The sequence below is a fragment of the Kribbella jiaozuonensis genome, from assembly GCF_005233875.1.
Classification (GTDB): domain Bacteria; phylum Actinomycetota; class Actinomycetes; order Propionibacteriales; family Kribbellaceae; genus Kribbella; species Kribbella jiaozuonensis.
This window is the reverse complement of sequence record NZ_SZPZ01000002.1, coordinates 1655753-1671714: the sequence shown is the minus strand read 5'-3', so window position 1 is coordinate 1671714 and position 15962 is coordinate 1655753. Positions and strand designations below refer to the sequence as shown.

Genomic DNA, 15962 nt, shown 5'->3' with positions numbered 1-15962 from the left:
CCGCCAACGACTCCACTCCACCCTCGGCTACCGCACCCCACACGAAGCCCTCACCAACCACCAAACCCCCACCGCCGCCTAACCAACAACCCCAACCAACCGTCCACAATCCTTGACACAGCCCACCACGGCTCATCGCCGTGCATCCCCTTCCGGCTATCGCCGGACCGTGCCGGCTTTCGCCGGGGGTTTCCGGCTGTCGCCGGACGTGCCGGCTATCGCCGGGAGTTGCGGGCTGCCGCCCGGGGTGCGCTCGCGCTGCTCGCGGGTGAAAGCACCCCCGCGGGCCACGCAGCCGCTCTCTTCGTCGCTCCGCTCCTCAGCGCGCCTGCTCCGCGCGCTCCCACCCACCCCAGGCCGAGCACCGGGCATCCCCTTCCGGCTGTTGCGGCTGTCGCACGCGTGCGGAGGGTGCGAGGGGCAGGCGGTCAGAGCGCGCCGAGATCCACCGTGACCGGGAACGGCGCGGTGGCCCTGACCTGCCCGGTGAAGACCTCTGTGTAGCGGTAGGCACGGGTCGCCGGGTCCAGGACGTAGGTGTACACGAGCGGGATCCCGGTGGCCGCCTGTTCGACCCGCCAGTAGAACGCGATCCCGGACTTCGCGTACTGGTCCACCTTCACTACTCGGTCGGTCGTCTCCGAACCGGGAGACACGACCTCGACGATGAGAAGCACATGCTCGGGGCGCGTGGGGGAGAGGTCGATCGTGTCTGCTCGGTAGACCACGACGTCGGGCCGGCGATTCGTCAGTGGCACGTCTTGCAGCCGGACATCGAAATCCGTGTCGGCATTCCACTCAGGACCCGCTGCGAGGTCCAGCGCGTTCGCGAGAATGCGCGCGAGTCGATTGTGACGCTTGGAGGCCGTCGGGGTCACGACGACCATGCCGTCCACGATCTCGATACGAGCACACTGCTCGGCTGACCACGACTCGTACTGCTCGGCCGAGATCTGTGCGTGCATCCACGCCGGGACGACCATGTCAGCGGTCACGGCATGCCTCCCTCGAAGCTACGACGGCACAGCGCCATGGCTGTGAGCGTAGCCGGAGCCGTCATCGCAGATGTGGATCCCAGCGTGACCCCGGGCGCTCGCCTGGAGCACACTGTCGGGGTGACGAGGGTCGGTGGGCGAGTGGTGGGGTGGTTGCGCCGGAGGGATGGCGGGCTGGCTGCTACTCGGCGGGCGGGGCGGACGGCGTTGGTTATGCCTACGTTGTTTGCGTTTTGTGCGGAGGTGCTTCGGGCGCCGGTGGTCGCGACGTTTGCGGCGTTCGGGGCGTTTGCGATGTTGTTGCTCGTCGACTTCACCGGGAGCACCATTCAGCGTTTGCGCGCACAGGTTCAGCTTGCGATCGCGTGGCTTGTGCTTGTCTCGCTCGGCACGCTGGCGGGGCAGTCGGTTTGGTCCGCGATCGTCGGCACGGTCGTTGTCGGTTTCGCCGTACTGTTCCTCGGTGTCGTCAGCTCAGTGCTGGCGGGGGCGAGTACTTCGTTGCTGCTGGCCTTCATCCTGTCGGTGGCCACACCAACGCCGGTGTCGATGCTGCCGGACCGACTCGCCGGCGTCGCGATCGCAGGCTTGGCGAGCGTCCTCGCCGTCTCGCTCCTCTGGCCGCGAGCCGCGGTCGACCCCCTCGGCGCACCGACAGCGCGCGTATGCCGAGCGGCCGCGATGCAGCTTCGTGCGGAAGCCAGCGACACCGTCGAGGTCTGCACGATGCGGACCGAGCAGACGGCAACCCTCATCCAGGAACTCCGCCGTACCTTCACCGCGACGCCGTACCGCCCAACCGGTCTCTCCACCGGCTCCAGAGCACTCGTCCGTCTCGTCGATGAACTCACCTGGCTGACCACGATCCTCAACGAATCCGGCCCGGTCGCCGCCCGAGGAGCTGCCGACGACCCCGACTCGTCAGCAGTCCACTTCGCCGCCGCGACCGTACTCGAGCTCAGCGCCGAGCTGCTGGAGGACCCGACCCTCGCCCCGGACAAACTGTCCGCCGCGGCAGCGGAGCTCAGGGAGGCCGTCACCGCGCTCGAGAAGGGTGCCGTCGCTCGACTGCCAGCGACTGCGAGTACGCCGATGGCGAGCTTCTTCACTGCGCTCAACGTGTCGTTCCGGGCGCAGGAGCTGGCGTTCGGCGTACTGCTGATCGGCCAGAACGTCGAGACCGCCCGCGTCGCCGACCAGCGCGGCTGGACCGATCGCCTGCTCGGCCGCGAGCCGAAGTCACTCACCGCCCCCGTCGCGAGCGCCGCCGAGCGCGCCGCCGCACACCTCGAGCCGCATTCGGTCTGGCTCCACAACAGCATCCGCGGCGCCGTCGGCCTCGCGATCGCGGTCGGCGTCGCCAACTTCACCGGCGTCGCGCACGGCTTCTGGGTCATCCTCGGCGCCTTGTCCGTACTCCGTTCTAACGCCCTGAACACCGGCCAGAACGCCTACCGCGCGATCGGCGGCACAGTCGTCGGCTCGGTCCTCGGCGCCGGCCTTCTCGCCCTGATCGGCGAGAACAGGATCGCGTTGTGGATCCTGCTGCCGATCGCGGTGCTGTTCGCCGGCATCGTCCCGGCCGCGGTCTCGTTCGCAGCCGGGCAGGCGGCGTTCACCGTGACGCTGGTGATCCTGTTCAACATCGCCGCGCCGGAAGGTTGGTCGCTGATCCTGTTCCGCATCGAGGACATCGCGCTCGGCTGTGCCGTCAGCGTCCTCGTCGGACTGTTGTTCTGGCCACGAGGCGCGTCCGCGGCAGTCGGCAAGGCGCTCGCCGAGGCGTACGTCGACAGCGCGAACTACCTCGTCGGCGCCGTCGGGTACGCCGTCTCCTGCTGCGTCCCGGGATCCCGTCCCACCACGCCACAGGACAGCCGTCGCGCCGCCGCCGCAGCCCGCCGGCTCGACGACGCGTTCCGCACGTACCTCGCCGAGCGCGGCCCGAAGCCGATCCCGCTCAGCGAGATGACAGCGCTCGTGTCCGGCGTCGTAGCGGTCCGCCTGGCCGGGGACGCCGTACTCGAGCTGTGGGACCGGTACGCCGACGGCCAGCCGCCGACCGACGACCGGGCCGCCGCGCAATCGGCCCTGTTCGCGTTGGCGGACCGCCTGCTCGAGTGGTACACGACCCTGGCCGCTGCCCTCGAAGTACAAGACCGGATCCCCGAGCCGCTGGCGTATGACCACGAGACCAAGCACCGCCTGGTCGAGGCGGTTCGCCGCGACCTGTACGACGCCGACGGTCGCGCGACGCCGACCGCGATCCGCATGCTCTGGACGGCCGACCACCTGGAGGTCGTACGGCGACTACAGCCGGGGCTCACGACCGCGGCCGACGAGACGGTTACTGCTACTGCGTGAGGCTGTTGCTGATGAAGGCCAGGGTCCGGGCCTCGACCTGACGGAGCTGCGACTCGGTCAGGTCGCGGAGAGGTCCGTGAGTCGTGAGGGTCGCCGTGCCGTGGACCGTCGACCAGATCGGGTACTCGATGCCCTCGCGTCGTTCCGGAGTCAGAACGCCGGCTTCAACCAGCTCGTCCAGGGCGGCGCGGAGGAGGCCCAGCGGAGTACGGTCCGGCCCGTCAGCGGCGCCGTACGCGTGCTGCTGCGGAAGGGCGTACGCCGCCGCGAACAGGCCGGGCTCCTCGTGGGCGAAGCGCATGTAGGCGGTGCCGATCGCGCCCAGGCGCCGCTGCGCCGCCGTCGGGTTGCCGCGCTTGCCACGGACCTTGGCGATCTCGGCGGTCATCCGGTCGGCCAGCTCGAGCATGGCGGCCGAACAGACCTCGGCGAGTAGCTCGTCGCGGTCGGCGAAATGCCGGTACGCGGCGTTCGGTACGACGCCGACCGCGCGCGTCGCCTCTCGGAGTACGACGGCATCGGGGCCGCCGGCGCGGGCCAGCTCGACCCCGGCCGCGACCAGGCCGGCGCGGACGTCGCCGCGGGGACGGCGTCGTCGGGGCGGAGCTTCCGGTGCTGGATCGGCTGTGGTCACCGGCTCAGGATAGCAATGTGGACACTGTCCACCAAGACAGCTAATGTGGACAGTGTCCACTAAATCAGGGAGGCGTCCGATGGACGGGAAGACAGTCGCGAAACCACGACAGGACAGGGCATTGGTGACGGCGGAGGAGTGGTTCGGGGGTGGCAAGCGTCGCTGGTACGACCCGGCGTCGGCTCGGCTTTTGTCTGATGAGCAAGGGGAGGCGAGGGCCGGGCTGATCAAGGTCTTCGGCCGTACGACCGGTGTGGCAAGTCCGGACGCGGTGTGGTTGACGATGCTGCCGGGATTCCCGGAGGGCTCGTACGGCTGGGCGCAGGTCGATCGGCTGCTGCCCGCCGGTCTCGGGCCGCGGTTGTACGTCGAGCCGGTCGGCCAAGGCGACTCGGACAAGCCGAACGGGTATGCGTACTCGACGGTGGAGCGTGCCGATCTGATCGGTGCGTGGTGGCGGCACCACGACGTACGTCGTACCGTCGTGGTCACGTTCGACTACACCTCGCTGGCGTTGCTCGAGTTGTTGCGCCGGCAGTTGGAACGGCCAGGTGGGCCTGTGATCACTGCGGCGTTGATGGTGAACGGCGGCTTGTTCGCGGACTCGCATTCGCATCCGTGGCGAGGAACGCCGCTGCTGGGATCGCCGCTCGGAGTCCTGGTGGCGAAGGGGGCGCAGAAGTCGCCGGTCGTGTTCGCGCAGGGGTTCAAGCAAGCGCAGATGTACTCGCGCGGCAACGAACCGAGCGACGCCGAGATCGCCGAGACGTGGTCTGCGCTGGCGCGGCGAGACGGCGCCAAGTTCCTCCACGAGGGCGCCGGCTTCGTGAAGGAACACCGCCGCAACGCGGGCCGCTGGGATCTGGCTGCCATCGCCCGCGAACTGAACGGCTCCGTCGCCCTCACCGTCGGCGGCAGCACCGAGGACCCCTACGAGCACCGCCAGGTAGACGCAACCCGAGAACGCGTCCCCGAGGCCGACATCATCACTTTCCCAGGCGGCCACCTGACCACGACCGAACAACCGGCTCTGTTGGCGAACGCAATCACCCGTGTCGCCACCCGCCACGGTGTCAAGGAGGCATTGGTATGAGCGAGTCAAGCGTTCCCGCGCAGTATGTGACCGGGAGGGTGCGCGACGGGATCACTGCGGCTCTTGTTGCTGCGGGCAAGGATTTGGACGGGTTGAAGCCGGCGGATCTGGCGCTGGTCGAGGACTATCACACCGGCGGGCGGCTGGCGACGGTGCAGCTTGTCGATCTGCTCGAGTTGACGCCGGAGGTCGAGGTGCTCGACGACGGTTCGGGGATCGGCGGTACGGCGCGATACCTGGCGGATCGGTTCGGGTGTGCGGTGACGGCCGTGGATCTGTCCGATGAGTACTGCGAGACCGCGCGGTGGCTCAACGGGCTCGTCGGGCTGGACGACAAGATCGTCGTACGGCAGGGAGACGTGACCTCGCTGCCGCTGGATGATGCGTCGGTCGACGTCGTGTTCAGCCAGCACGTGCAGATGAATGTGGCGCGGAAGGACCGGCTCTACCAAGAGGCGAGGCGGGTACTGCGGGACGGTGGGCGGCTCGCGCTCTGGGACATCATGGCTGGTGATGGCGGCGAGCTCGACTACCCGCTGCCTTGGGCGGACGGACCCGAGGACAGCTACCTCGCCCCGCCGAGTGTCATCCGGACCGAGATCGAGGCTGCCGGCTTCACCGTCACGCACTGGGCGGATCTGACCGACCAGGTCGGTGCCATGATGCGGACGATCCAGTCTCAACCACCGAACCCGCTCGGACTCCACGCCTTCGTCCCGACGTTCCGCGAGCGGGTGAAGCACCTGACGGAGGCACTCACCGACGGCCGCGTCCGCGCAATCCAGGCCATCGCTCAGGTCGTTAGCCGCTGAAGACGCCCTTGAAGACCTCCTCGGTGAATCGCGCGGCCATCACCTCGTGGCTCTCCGGCCCGGGGTGCAGATCGTCGGCGAGCGGATGGGTCGCGTTGTCGGCCTCGCCGTACAACTCGCGACCGTCGAGGTAGTGCAGGTTGGGGTCGGACGCGGCGCGCTGGGCGACGATGCGGGCGAGTTCGGCGCGGATCACCGACAGCGTGAGTTTGCCGGCGGGGATCTCCTCGGGGTTGCCGGTGGCAACGAAGCGGAGTTCGCCGGCGGCCAGGGCGGACAGATCCCACCCGGTGGGCCCGGGCGTGTCCTCGTGGATCGGGCAGAGGATGGGGGAGACGACCAGGAGCGGTGTGTCCGGGTGGCCGTCGCGGATCGTGTCCAGGAAGCCGTGGACGGCGGGTGTGAACGAGCGCAGCCGCAGACCGTCCGAGTTCACGACGTTGATGCCGAGCTTGACGCTGATCAGGTCGGCGGGCGTGTCGCGGATCGTGCGGGCGAAGAACGGCTGGAGGTACGCGCTGCCGCCGAAGCCCAGGTTGACCAGCTCGACCCCGGCCTGGGCCGCGGCGAGCGCCGGCCAGGTGCCGGTGGGATGGGTCGCGTTCGAGCCGTGGCTGATCGAGCTGCCGTGGTGGATCCAGACGCGGCGCGAGGTCGGCACCGGTTCGACCGGGGCATCGGTGCGCAGGGCAACGAGTTCGGTCGTCTCGTCGTGCGGCAGCCAGATCTCGACAGTCTTGGTCGCGGCCGGCAGCCCGGTGATCTGCAGGGTCTGCGGCTCGCCTTGACGGGTCTCGCCGGCACCGGTCATCAGGTCGATGGTGATGACGTTGCCGGCCGGCGCGGTCAGCTGGGTGAACAGCTGGCCGTCGACGAGCACGTCGTACACGCCGTCCGGGCGCGGGGGAGCGCCGGTGTAGTCGCGCTTGGTCGGGAGCGTGTCGAGCTCGATGACTGTCGCACGGGTCGAGAAGACGAGGCGGACCCCGGACGGTTGGGACTCGACCATCGACGTCTGGGCGTCGTCGTACTGCGCTCGCGCCCAGGCGGGCAGGCGATGTGGCACGACGCCACGCTCGGTGGGCTCGGCCTCGAGCGCGCCGCGGAGCAGGTCGATGGTGATGGGGGTGGTGATCATGTCAGCTCCAACTGCGGAGGAGGGTGTCGAGGGCGTTGATGATGCGCGGCCAACTGTCGTCGGAGCTGGGCTCGCTGAAGGCGAAAGAACCGGCGGACTCGAGCGCGATGTAGCCGTGGATCGTGCTGCCGATCAGGCGTACGGCGTCCGTCTGGGCGGGCTCATCCAACTCGTATCCGCGGAGGACCGCTCGTACGAGCTCCGAGTGCCTTCGGCCGGCTTCGACAAGCTCAGGAGTGGCGGTCCCAGGCAGGAATCGGGTGGCGGTGTAGCGGCCAGGGTGCTGGCGGGCGTAGGAGCGGTAGACGTCAGCCAAGGCGAGCAGGGCGTCGCATCCAGCGCGCCCAGCCACTGCGTCGGCGGCTTTGTCCGCGAGCTCCGCGAGGGCCAGCGTCGCGATCCGCGTCTTGAGGTCGGCCGAGCTGCGGACGTGCGAGTACAGGCTGGCGACCTGTACGCCGAACTGCCGCGCGAGCGCGGACACGGTGACCTGCTCGAAGCCGACCTCGTCGGCCAGCTCGGCGCCCGCCCGTGCCAGCCGCTCGCCGGTCAACCCCGCTCTTGCCATAACTCATTATGAAATTACCTAAAGGCTTTAGGCAAATCGAGGCAGAAAGAAACCCCCACCGCGCCGTTGCGGTGAGGGTTCTCACATGGGGTCAGGCCGTGCGCTTGGTCCGGTGCAGGTGCGCCGGGCCGATCTCGCCCTTGCGGAGCAACTCGACCCGCTCGGCCAGCAGCTCCTCGAGTTCCGAGATGCTCCGGCGCTCGCGCAGCATGTCCCAGTGCGTACGGGCCGGCTTCTCCTGCTTCGGCTCCGGCTTCTCACCGGTGGACCGGGCGGCCTCGCTGCCGCAGTGGGGGCACTCCCAGACCGCGGGCACCTCGGCGTCGTGCGCCATGGTGACCTCGACCACGTGGCCGCGGGGGCAGTCGTACGTGATCATCTGGCGGGGAGCGAACTCAACACCACGGTCATCCTCGAAGCTGACCCCACCCAGCCCCGAACCACGCAGTACGCGATTAGACATGTCAAACCTCCGAGATCGTCATCCGTGCCAACGGTCGGCCGGCCCGGATCATTCCCATTTTGGCATGTCCGAGCCATATGTACGCACCTGACGGCCCCGGTTAACGCTGTCGTGACCGGGTGTCGTCGGGTGTTCACAGATCACGGTGTGTCGCGAACCGCCCGACGTACGACGCACCGAATCGATATCTGGTTCACAGGCTGTTGCCAGGAATCGAGGATCTCCTCCTCAGCATCTCTCCCTACCGTCTGCTTCCATGGTGCTACCCCGCCACAAGATCCGTGGCCTCAGTTTCGTGAACGTGGCGCTGGTCGCCATCGTGCTCGTCATCGCCCTCACGGCCTACTTCCTGTTCTTCAAGAAGGATCCGCCGGCCGCCAGTGCGACCCGGCCGACGGTGGCGGTCCAGCGCGGTGACGTGACCGCGAGCGTCAGCTCCAGTGGCACCCTGCAGAGCTCGCAGACGGCGTCTCCGCAGTTCGAGACCTCCGGCACGGTGACCCAGATCCTGGTGAAGGTCGGCCAGGTGGTGGCCAAGGGTGCGGCGATCGCGAAGATCGACCCGTCCGACGCCAACCGTCAACTCGTGATCGCCCAGCAGAACCAGATCGCCGCCGAGAACTCGGTGAGCGCGGCCGACGAGACGCTGAGCGACGCCCAGGACGCCCTCGAAGCTGCCGAGGAGGCATCCGCCTCCCCGTCGCCGACCCCGACCGGCACGAACGGTCAACAGCAGGAGCAGCAGTCCCAGTCTCAAGGTCAGAGTCAGAGTCAGGGTCAGAGTCCGCAAGTTGCCGTCAGCAACGCCGAGGCCAGCCTGGCGAAGGCCAAGGCGGACAAGGAACAGGCCGACCAGAACGTCGAGGCGGCCCAGGCCACGGTCGACGCGACCACGCTGAAGGCGCCGATCGCCGGCACCATCACCGCCATCAACGGCGCCATCGGCTCGGTGGCCGGGGGATCGAGCTCGGGTTCAGGCAGCGGCTCCGGCAGCACCGGCGGACAAGGCTCAACCTCAGGTCAAGGTTCAACCTCCAGCTCGAGTACGTCGTCCACCTCCGGCACCGGCTTCGTCGACATGGCGGACCTCAAGTCGCTGCAGGTCGTGGCCGCGTTCGCCGAGGCGGATGCGATCAAGATCAAGGCCGGCCAGTCCGCGACCGTGACCCTGAACGCTGAGCCCGGTACGACGCTCACCGCCTCGCTCGCGTCCGTCTCCCCGACCCCGACCACGACCAACGGCGTCGTCTCGTACTCGGCGACGTTCAGCCTCGCCAAGCTCCCCACGAATGCCCGGATGGGTCAGACCGCGAACGTCACGGTCCAGACCGCGAAGGCCGCCAACGCCCTCTACGTCCCGAGTACGGCGATCGCGACGAGCGGTACGACGTACACCGTGACGATGGCTGACGGGAGCGGGACGCGGGAGGTGAAGGTCGGCGTACGCGGCGGCAGCTTCACGCAGATCACGTCCGGCCTGAACGAGGGCGACCAGATCGAGCTGCTGCAGGGCGCGATCGGCAGCACCGGCACCCAGAACGGCACAGGTCGGCAGGGGCAGGGTGGCACCGGTCAGTTCCCGGCCGGCTTCGGCGGCGGCGGCGCTGGTGCGGGTGCCGGCGGCGCTGGTGGCGGTGGCTTCCGTGGCCGCTGACGCCCTGATCGACATCCGGGACGTCACCAAGACGTACGGCCACGGCGAGACCGCGGTACACGCTCTGCAGGGTGTGTCGTTGCGGGTCGACGCCGGGGAGTACGTCGCGGTGATGGGCTCGTCCGGATCCGGCAAGTCCACGCTGATGAACATCCTCGGCTGTCTCGACGTACCGTCGCGCGGCGAGTACTGGTTGGACGGCAGCAACGTGGCCCGGCTCAGCGAGGACCAGCAGGCGCTCGTTCGCGGCCGCAAGATCGGGTTCATCTTCCAGTCGTTCAACCTGATCCCGCGGACCACCGCGCTCGCGAACGTCGAACTGCCGCTGACCTACGCGCACCTGCGCCGGGCCGAGCGCCGCCGGCGGGCGAACCGTGCGCTGGAGCTTGTCGGTCTCGCAGACCGCACCGGCCACCGGCCGAACCAACTGTCCGGCGGTCAGCAGCAGCGGGTCGCAATCGCCCGTGCGCTCGCGACCGGCCCGCGGATCCTGCTCGCCGATGAACCGACCGGCAACCTTGACGCGCACTCGACCGAAGAGGTGCTGGGCATGTTCGACGGCCTGCACGACGACGGGCGAACGATCATCGTGATCACCCACGAGCACGACGTCGCCGCTCGCGCCCGGCGGCTTGTACAGGTCGCCGACGGCCGAATCGTCTCCGACGAGGTGACGCGCTGATGTCACCTCGCGACCTGATGGGGGCCGCGCTCCGCGGCCTGACGGCGAACAAGCTCAGATCCCTGCTCACCGTCCTCGGCGTGTCGATCGGGGTCGGTGCGGTCATCGTCCTGGTTGCTGTCGGCAACGGCTCCGGCAAGGCCGTGCAGGCCCGGCTGGAGGCGATGGGTACGAACCTGCTGACGGTCTCCACGACCGGCGGCGGTGGCGGCTTCCAGCGCGGCCAGGCCGGACCGGCGTCCCAGCAGTACAGCCTGACCCTCGACGACGCGGCCGCGCTGGCCGACGCGCGACTCGCGCCCGACGTCTCCTCTGTCGCACCGGTGATGACGAGCAGCGGTGCGACGGCAACCAACGGCGACACCAGCTACACCGTGAACCAGGTGATCGGTACGACGCCGCAGTACATGCCGGCCACGAACACGCCGGTCGGGACCGGGGCGTCGTTCACCCAGGGGGACGTCGACACCTCGCAGCGGGTCATCCTGCTCGGGCAGACGACCGCGACCGAGTTGTTCACCCGGCCCGCGAGCGCGGTCGGCCAGACGATCAAGCTGGGTGCGGTGGACTTCGTCGTCCGCGGGGTGCTGGCCAGTAAGGACAGCACCGGGTTCAACGACCCGAACGCGACCGCGATCGTGCCGATCAGCACGCTCCGCGCGACACAGGCCGGGTACGGCGCACTCAGCCAGATCGTCGTTCAGGCCAAGGCCACCGACCGGGTCGACACCGCGCAGGCCGAGGTCACGCAGTTGCTGACCGCTCGTCACCAGGTGCCGGCGGATCAGACGTCGCCGTTCCGGATCACGAACTCGGCGCAGATCCTGCAGACGAGTCAGGACACGGCCGCGACCTTCACCGCGCTGCTGGCGACGGTCGCCGCGATCAGCCTGGTCGTGGGCGGGATCGGCGTCACCAACATCATGCTGGTCACGGTCACCGAGCGGACCCGCGAGATCGGCATCCGCAAGGCGCTCGGGGCGCGGCGGCGGACGATCCTCGGGCAGTTCCTGATCGAGGCGACGCTGCTCAGCCTGATCGGCGGCGCGGTCGGTGTCGGGGTCGCGTTGATCGTCACCCGCTTCCAGTTGGCCGGCGTGACGCCGGCGCTGGTGCCGTCGTCGATCGGACTCGCGCTCGGCGTGTCCGCGGCGGTCGGCCTGTTCTTCGGCAGCATGCCGGCGCACCGAGCCGCCGGACTCCGTCCCATCGATGCACTACGACATGAGTGAGAGGCACTTCAGATGAGCAACCAGACGCCCGACGAGTTCGCGCAGATCGGGTCCGACGACGAGGTCGACGCGGCGCTCAAGCCGAAGAAGACTCTCAACCTGCCGCTCGCGACGGCGATCCTGGCCGGGGTCGTCGTACTCGCCGTCGGGCTTGCCGGTGGGGCCGGGCTGCATGCGGCGTTCGCTTCGGACAGTACGTCGAACCAGCCGCAGGCCGGGCGGGCCGGTGGATACGGCGGGTTCCGGGGGCAGAATGGCGGGGGAGGGGCGGGGCAGAACGGACAGGGGCAGCGGCAGTTCCCGGGTGGGGGTGGGACGATCGGCACGGTCGTTTCGGCGAACAGCTCTGAGCTGGTCGTGAAGACGCAGTCCGGCAACGTGACGGTGAAGCTGACCGGCGATACGACGTACGAGATCACCGCTAAGGGCACAGCTGCCGATCTGAAGTCGGGTGAGCAGGTGGTGGTCACCGGTCAGAGTGCGAACGGGACTGTGACCGCGCAGACCGTTCGTCAGGGTGGGCTCGGGGGTGGTGGGTTCCGGAACCCGAGCGCGACGCCTTCGTCGCGCTGATCAGACCGTGCGCCCGGCCAGCACCCCGGCCGGGCGCACGTCCGTTTGTCAGGTGCGGGTGGCGGTGAGGGCGACGGCTGTCGAGTCGAGCGTGAAGCTGCCGCCGGCCGCGTCGATGGCGGCTCCGGTCAGCTTGAGCATCTTGTCGAGTTTGCCGGCGTCGGCGAGGGGTTTGGCCAGGCCGCTGGTGCGGAGCTGGTCGAGCCATTCGTCGCGGGTGTAGTGGCAGGTCCACGGGTACGTCGGGCGCTCGAGGTCGGTGAACGCCCCGGTCGCGGTGAGGCTGTCGGCGGCTCGGTCGAGGAAGTGCTCGTAGGCGCCCAGCGGTGAGGCGGCGACCTGGGAGTTGACCGGGCTGTCCGGAAGCACCTCCCGATGAACCGCCGCGAAGGCCGCACCCAGCTCGGGCGGCGGCTGCAACACATACCAAAACACAGCAAACCGCCCGCCCGGCCCGAGCACCTCGGCAGCCTTCGCCGCGCCGACGCTCGGGTCGATCCAGTGCCAGGTCATCCCGGCAACAAGCACGTCAAAGGTGCGCCCAGCCGGCTCCCACGACTCGAACGCCGAAACCTCAACCTCAACCCCGGTCGCACGAGCGAACGCCGCCATCCGCTCGTCCACCTCCACACCCAGCACCCGACCCCCAACAGCCTGAAACTGCCGCGCCACAATCCCAGTCCCACACCCAACATCAAGCACCGCCACCCCGGGCGCCGAGGCGGCGATCGCCTCGATCAGGTCGGTGGGGTAGCGGGGGCGCGCCCGGTCGTACAGCTCGGCGTCCGCACCGAACGACTCGGCCATGTCCCGCCGCCGATGCGGCTCGCCGGCACCGCTCCCGCCGGGAGCGGTCTGCGCGGGAGTGGTCCCACGGGCCAGCCTCTGCGCGGGGTCGCGTGGGTTGGGGGGTCCTGGCGGTAGAGTGGGCATGTGCCCACGGTAGTGGGCGGGTGCCCATTTTTGTCAAGGGAGGGTTTGTGCCGACCGGGGTGGCGATGCGGGATGCTCGGGAGCAGCTGTTTGATGCGGCGGAGCGGGTGTTGTTGCGGGACGGGCCTGAGGCGTTGACCAGTCGGGCGGTGACGACCGAGGCCGGGTGTGCGAAGGGTCTGCTGCACAAGCACTTCACGGACTTCGACGGGTTTCTGGCCGAGCTGGTGATGGACCGGATCCGGCGGCTCGACGACCAGGCGGAGGTCTTGTTGAAGGCCGCTGGGCAGGGGTCCGTTGTCGACAACCTGACGACCATGCTCACCGACCTGTTCGGTTCGGTGGCGGTTGCGATCGTCAGCCTGACGATCTCGCGGGACGGTCTTCGCGCGCGACTGCGGGAGGCCGTGCCGACCGGTGTGCCCATCCTGAGCGAAGCCGGCCGGGTGGTCATGGACTACCTGAAGGCGGAACAGACCTACGGACGCATCCCGGCGGATGCAGACCTGAACACGCTCGGGCTGACCTTGATCGGCTCCACCCACCTGCTGTTCGCCGACCGCACCGGCGTCCGCCCCACCACCGACGAAGTACGCGCCTTCGTCGCCTCCGTCGTCTAGACGATGCTCGGCTGCGCGTTGCCGGCTTCCTCGATGCCGCGGCGCATGTCGACGCGGACCAGCAGCACGAGCCCGACGACGAAGAACAGCCCGAGCGCCACGATCGCCGGCCGATACGACCCGGTGATCTGGTGCACCAGCCCGAACACCAGCGTGCCCAGCCACGACGTACCGCGTTCGCCCGCCTGATACAGCGAGAAGTACTCCGCCTCGCGCCCCTTCGGGATCAGCTGGCTGAACGCGGACCGCGACAGCGCCTGCGTACCGCCGAGCACGATCCCGATCGCCGCGCCCATCGCCAGGAACGGCACGATCTGGTGCGCCGGCAGCAGGAACCCGGCGATCACGATCAGCATCCAGATCACCAGCCCGCCGGTGATCGTGCGATGAGCGCCGTACCGCGCGGCCACCCGGCCGAACACGATCGCGCCGAAGAACGCCACGAACTGCACCATCAGGATCGTCGCGATCAACACCTGCGTCTCGAACCCGAGCTGCTTCTCGCCGTACGTCGACGACACCGAGATGACCGTCTGGATCCCGTCGTTGAAGAACAGGTACGCGATCAGGAACAGCATCGTCATCGGGTAGCTGCGCAGGTGCCTGAGCGTCGCACCCAGCTGACCGAAGCTCTGCCGCACCAGGTTGCCGCTCCGGACCGGTACGACGCTCGTCGGCGGCCGGTCCCGCAGCCGGAGGAACGGGAAGAACGTGAAGATCCCCCACCACAGCCCGGCGCTCAACAGACTGAGTCGAACTGCCGTGCCCTGACTCATCCCCAGCGCGTCGTGCGCGGTGACGACGGCGAGGTTGATCAGCAGCAGGATGAAGCCACCGGCGTACCCGAACGCCCAGGCACGCGACGACACCGCGTCGCGCTGATCCGGTGGCGCGATGTCGATCAGGATCGAGTCGTAGACCACGAGCGACGAGCCCAGGCACAGGTTGCCGATGAACAGCAGCAGCGCACCGAGCGCCCAGCGGCCGCCGCCGACGAACACCATGGCGCAGGCCGCCAGCGCACCCGCCCAGGCGAACGCGCACATCAGGAGCTTCTTCCGCGCCATCCGGTCCGCGATCGCGCCGACCACCGGCAGGAACAGCGCCGACACCAGCGTCGCCACGGTCACGACGTAGAACGCCAGCGACCCGGGGGAGATGCCCAGCCCGAGTACGTCGAGGTTGGTGCGGCACGGGTGGTCCGTCGTCCCGGAGTACCCGCAGGCGGCCTGCTCCGCGACCGATGTCAGGTACGGCGCGAACAGGACGGTGCCGACCGTGGTGACATAGCCGGAGTTCGCCCAGTCGTAGAGGCTGAACCCCCAGTACTCACGCTTGTCCACACCGGCCGGGGCGGAGAGAAGTCCCATGCGCGGAAGTGTGTCAGGTTCCGGGGACGTTGCGGCGTACCTCCGGATAACACTTCAACTCCACTGCCCCCGCTCGATCAGTACGTCGCGCAGCAGGTCGGTGCGGTCGGTGATGATGCCGTCGACCCCGGCGTCGAGCAGCTCCCGCATCTGCGCCGGATCGTCGATCGTCCAGACGTGCACTTGCTTGCCCCTGGCATGCGCTCGTTTGATCAGCCCCGGCGTCAGCACCTTCAGCGGCCCGTACGCCTGCGGGATCTGCAGACACGCCCCGGCCGACGGCAGCGCGACGGGAAGGAACCGGATCAGCACGGTCTCGAACTCGCCGTACCCGGTGCACAGCCGCGGACCGAGCAGTTTGCGGATCCGGCGTACCCGCGACTGGGAGAACGACGACACGCAGATCCGGTCGATCGCGTTCGCCCCCTTGAGCACGGAGGCCGCCGGCTCCAGGCCGCCCTCGGCCTTGATGTCGAGGTTGAACCGGATGTCCGGGAAGTGCTCGAGCAGCTCGTCGAGCCGGGGGATCGGCTCGTGACCGTTGATCCTGGCCTTGCTGACCTCGGACCACGGCAGCTCGGCGATCACGCCGGTCCGGTCGGTGACCCGGTCGAGCTTGTCGTCGTGGAACGCGATCACGACGCCGTCACTGGTCGCGTGCAGGTCGGTCTCGAGGTAGGTGTAGCCGAGGTCGACCGCGTGCTGGAACGCGTGCAGCGAGTTCTCGTAGCCGATGTTGTCGGGGTGTTTCGCGCCGCCTCGATGAGCCATCGCGATCGGCCCGTCGTGGTCGAGGTAGGGGTACACGACAGGAAGTATGTACCGTTTGGG

At 68.8% G+C, this 15962-nt stretch carries 16 protein-coding genes; 8 read left to right on the top strand and 8 right to left on the bottom strand.

The annotated features are described in order from the left end of the window. Positions 1-428 precede the first annotated feature (428 nt). On the bottom strand, positions 429-995 hold the full coding sequence (locus tag FDA38_RS19585) for a Uma2 family endonuclease (protein ID WP_137255442.1): 567 nt from the start codon (positions 993-995) through the stop codon (positions 429-431). A gap of 243 nt (positions 996-1238) precedes the next feature. Between FDA38_RS19585 and FDA38_RS19580 the strand changes: the two genes are divergently transcribed. Then, entirely contained in the window at positions 1239-3359 is a 2121-nt protein-coding gene (locus tag FDA38_RS19580; RefSeq protein ID WP_202877734.1) for an FUSC family protein, read from the top strand. Here FDA38_RS19580 and FDA38_RS19575 read toward each other — a convergent pair. After that, complete coding sequence (locus FDA38_RS19575) at positions 3349-3993, bottom strand: TetR/AcrR family transcriptional regulator (protein ID WP_137255440.1); 645 nt, start codon at positions 3991-3993, stop codon at positions 3349-3351. The two genes, FDA38_RS19580 and FDA38_RS19575, sit on opposite strands and share 11 nt — an antisense overlap. Before the next feature lie 79 nt (positions 3994-4072). Here FDA38_RS19575 and FDA38_RS19570 point away from each other — a divergent pair, with 79 nt between their 5' ends. Continuing rightward, on the top strand, positions 4073-5086 hold the full coding sequence (locus tag FDA38_RS19570) for an alpha/beta fold hydrolase (protein WP_137255439.1): 1014 nt from the start codon (positions 4073-4075) through the stop codon (positions 5084-5086). After that, on the top strand, positions 5083-5898 hold the full coding sequence (locus FDA38_RS19565; protein ID WP_137255438.1) for a class I SAM-dependent methyltransferase: 816 nt from the start codon (positions 5083-5085) through the stop codon (positions 5896-5898). The genes FDA38_RS19570 and FDA38_RS19565 overlap by 4 nt, the downstream gene beginning before the upstream one ends. Here the strand turns inward: FDA38_RS19565 and FDA38_RS19560 are convergent. From FDA38_RS19560 to FDA38_RS19550, 3 genes are all read right to left on the bottom strand, one after another. After that, complete coding sequence (locus tag FDA38_RS19560; protein ID WP_137255437.1) at positions 5888-7036, bottom strand: GDSL-type esterase/lipase family protein; 1149 nt, start codon at positions 7034-7036, stop codon at positions 5888-5890. The two genes, FDA38_RS19565 and FDA38_RS19560, sit on opposite strands and share 11 nt — an antisense overlap. 1 nt (position 7037) lies before the next feature. Beyond that, positions 7038-7604 carry a TetR/AcrR family transcriptional regulator gene (locus tag FDA38_RS19555; protein WP_137255436.1) on the bottom strand — a complete coding sequence of 189 codons (567 nt, stop codon included), beginning with the start codon at positions 7602-7604 and terminating at the stop codon, positions 7038-7040. 91 nt (positions 7605-7695) lie between these two features. Further along, a complete protein-coding gene (locus FDA38_RS19550) occupies positions 7696-8067 on the bottom strand; it encodes an RNA polymerase-binding protein RbpA (protein WP_130448290.1) in 372 nt (123 codons plus the stop codon). A 256-nt stretch (positions 8068-8323) separates the two neighbouring features. On the opposite strand from FDA38_RS19550, the gene FDA38_RS19545 reads away from it, so the two are divergent. From FDA38_RS19545 to FDA38_RS19530, 4 genes are read left to right on the top strand one after another with little or no spacing between them, the layout of a single operon-like run. Further along, on the top strand, positions 8324-9721 hold the full coding sequence (locus FDA38_RS19545) for an efflux RND transporter periplasmic adaptor subunit (protein WP_137255435.1): 1398 nt from the start codon (positions 8324-8326) through the stop codon (positions 9719-9721). Further along, positions 9711-10403: an ABC transporter ATP-binding protein gene (locus FDA38_RS19540; protein ID WP_137255434.1), complete on the top strand. Its 693-nt coding sequence runs from the start codon at positions 9711-9713 to the stop codon at positions 10401-10403. Before FDA38_RS19545 ends, FDA38_RS19540 begins: the two co-directional genes overlap by 11 nt. Further along, on the top strand, positions 10403-11635 hold the full coding sequence (locus FDA38_RS19535) for an ABC transporter permease (protein WP_137255433.1): 1233 nt from the start codon (positions 10403-10405) through the stop codon (positions 11633-11635). Before FDA38_RS19540 ends, FDA38_RS19535 begins: the two co-directional genes overlap by 1 nt. 12 nt (positions 11636-11647) lie before the next feature. Then, complete coding sequence (locus FDA38_RS19530; protein WP_137255432.1) at positions 11648-12208, top strand: hypothetical protein; 561 nt, start codon at positions 11648-11650, stop codon at positions 12206-12208. A gap of 48 nt (positions 12209-12256) precedes the next feature. Here the strand turns inward: FDA38_RS19530 and FDA38_RS19525 are convergent, their stop codons facing one another. Further along, positions 12257-13141: a class I SAM-dependent methyltransferase gene (locus FDA38_RS19525; protein ID WP_202877733.1), complete on the bottom strand. Its 885-nt coding sequence runs from the start codon at positions 13139-13141 to the stop codon at positions 12257-12259. Between the two features lie 47 nt (positions 13142-13188). Here FDA38_RS19525 and FDA38_RS19520 point away from each other — a divergent pair, with 47 nt between their 5' ends. Further along, the gene (locus FDA38_RS19520; protein WP_137255431.1) at positions 13189-13761 is read left to right on the top strand and encodes a TetR/AcrR family transcriptional regulator; all 573 of its coding nucleotides are present in this window, start codon (positions 13189-13191) and stop codon (positions 13759-13761) included. Here FDA38_RS19520 and FDA38_RS19515 read toward each other — a convergent pair. Beyond that, the gene (locus FDA38_RS19515; protein WP_137255430.1) at positions 13758-15131 is read right to left on the bottom strand and encodes an MFS transporter; all 1374 of its coding nucleotides are present in this window, start codon (positions 15129-15131) and stop codon (positions 13758-13760) included. The two genes, FDA38_RS19520 and FDA38_RS19515, sit on opposite strands and share 4 nt — an antisense overlap. Before the next feature lie 54 nt (positions 15132-15185). Then, a complete protein-coding gene (locus FDA38_RS19510; protein WP_202877732.1) occupies positions 15186-15938 on the bottom strand; it encodes a glycerophosphodiester phosphodiesterase in 753 nt (250 codons plus the stop codon). Positions 15939-15962 lie beyond the last annotated feature (24 nt).

Bases quoted from the DNA above. Each gene is read 5' to 3' on its own strand.
- FDA38_RS19545 (WP_137255435.1), top strand. From the start codon at position 8,324: ATGGTGCTACCCCGCCACAAGATCCGTGGCCTCAGTTTCGTGAACGTG.
- FDA38_RS19525 (WP_202877733.1), bottom strand. From the start codon at position 13,141: ATGCCCACTCTACCGCCAGGACCCCCCAACCCACGCGACCCCGCGCAG.
- FDA38_RS19570 (WP_137255439.1), top strand. From the start codon at position 4,073: ATGGACGGGAAGACAGTCGCGAAACCACGACAGGACAGGGCATTGGTG.
- FDA38_RS19530 (WP_137255432.1), top strand. From the start codon at position 11,648: ATGAGCAACCAGACGCCCGACGAGTTCGCGCAGATCGGGTCCGACGAC.
- FDA38_RS19550 (WP_130448290.1), bottom strand. From the start codon at position 8,067: ATGTCTAATCGCGTACTGCGTGGTTCGGGGCTGGGTGGGGTCAGCTTC.
- FDA38_RS19565 (WP_137255438.1), top strand. From the start codon at position 5,083: ATGAGCGAGTCAAGCGTTCCCGCGCAGTATGTGACCGGGAGGGTGCGC.
- FDA38_RS19560 (WP_137255437.1), bottom strand. From the start codon at position 7,036: ATGATCACCACCCCCATCACCATCGACCTGCTCCGCGGCGCGCTCGAG.
- FDA38_RS19555 (WP_137255436.1), bottom strand. From the start codon at position 7,604: ATGGCAAGAGCGGGGTTGACCGGCGAGCGGCTGGCACGGGCGGGCGCC.
- FDA38_RS19535 (WP_137255433.1), top strand. From the start codon at position 10,403: ATGTCACCTCGCGACCTGATGGGGGCCGCGCTCCGCGGCCTGACGGCG.
- FDA38_RS19515 (WP_137255430.1), bottom strand. From the start codon at position 15,131: ATGGGACTTCTCTCCGCCCCGGCCGGTGTGGACAAGCGTGAGTACTGG.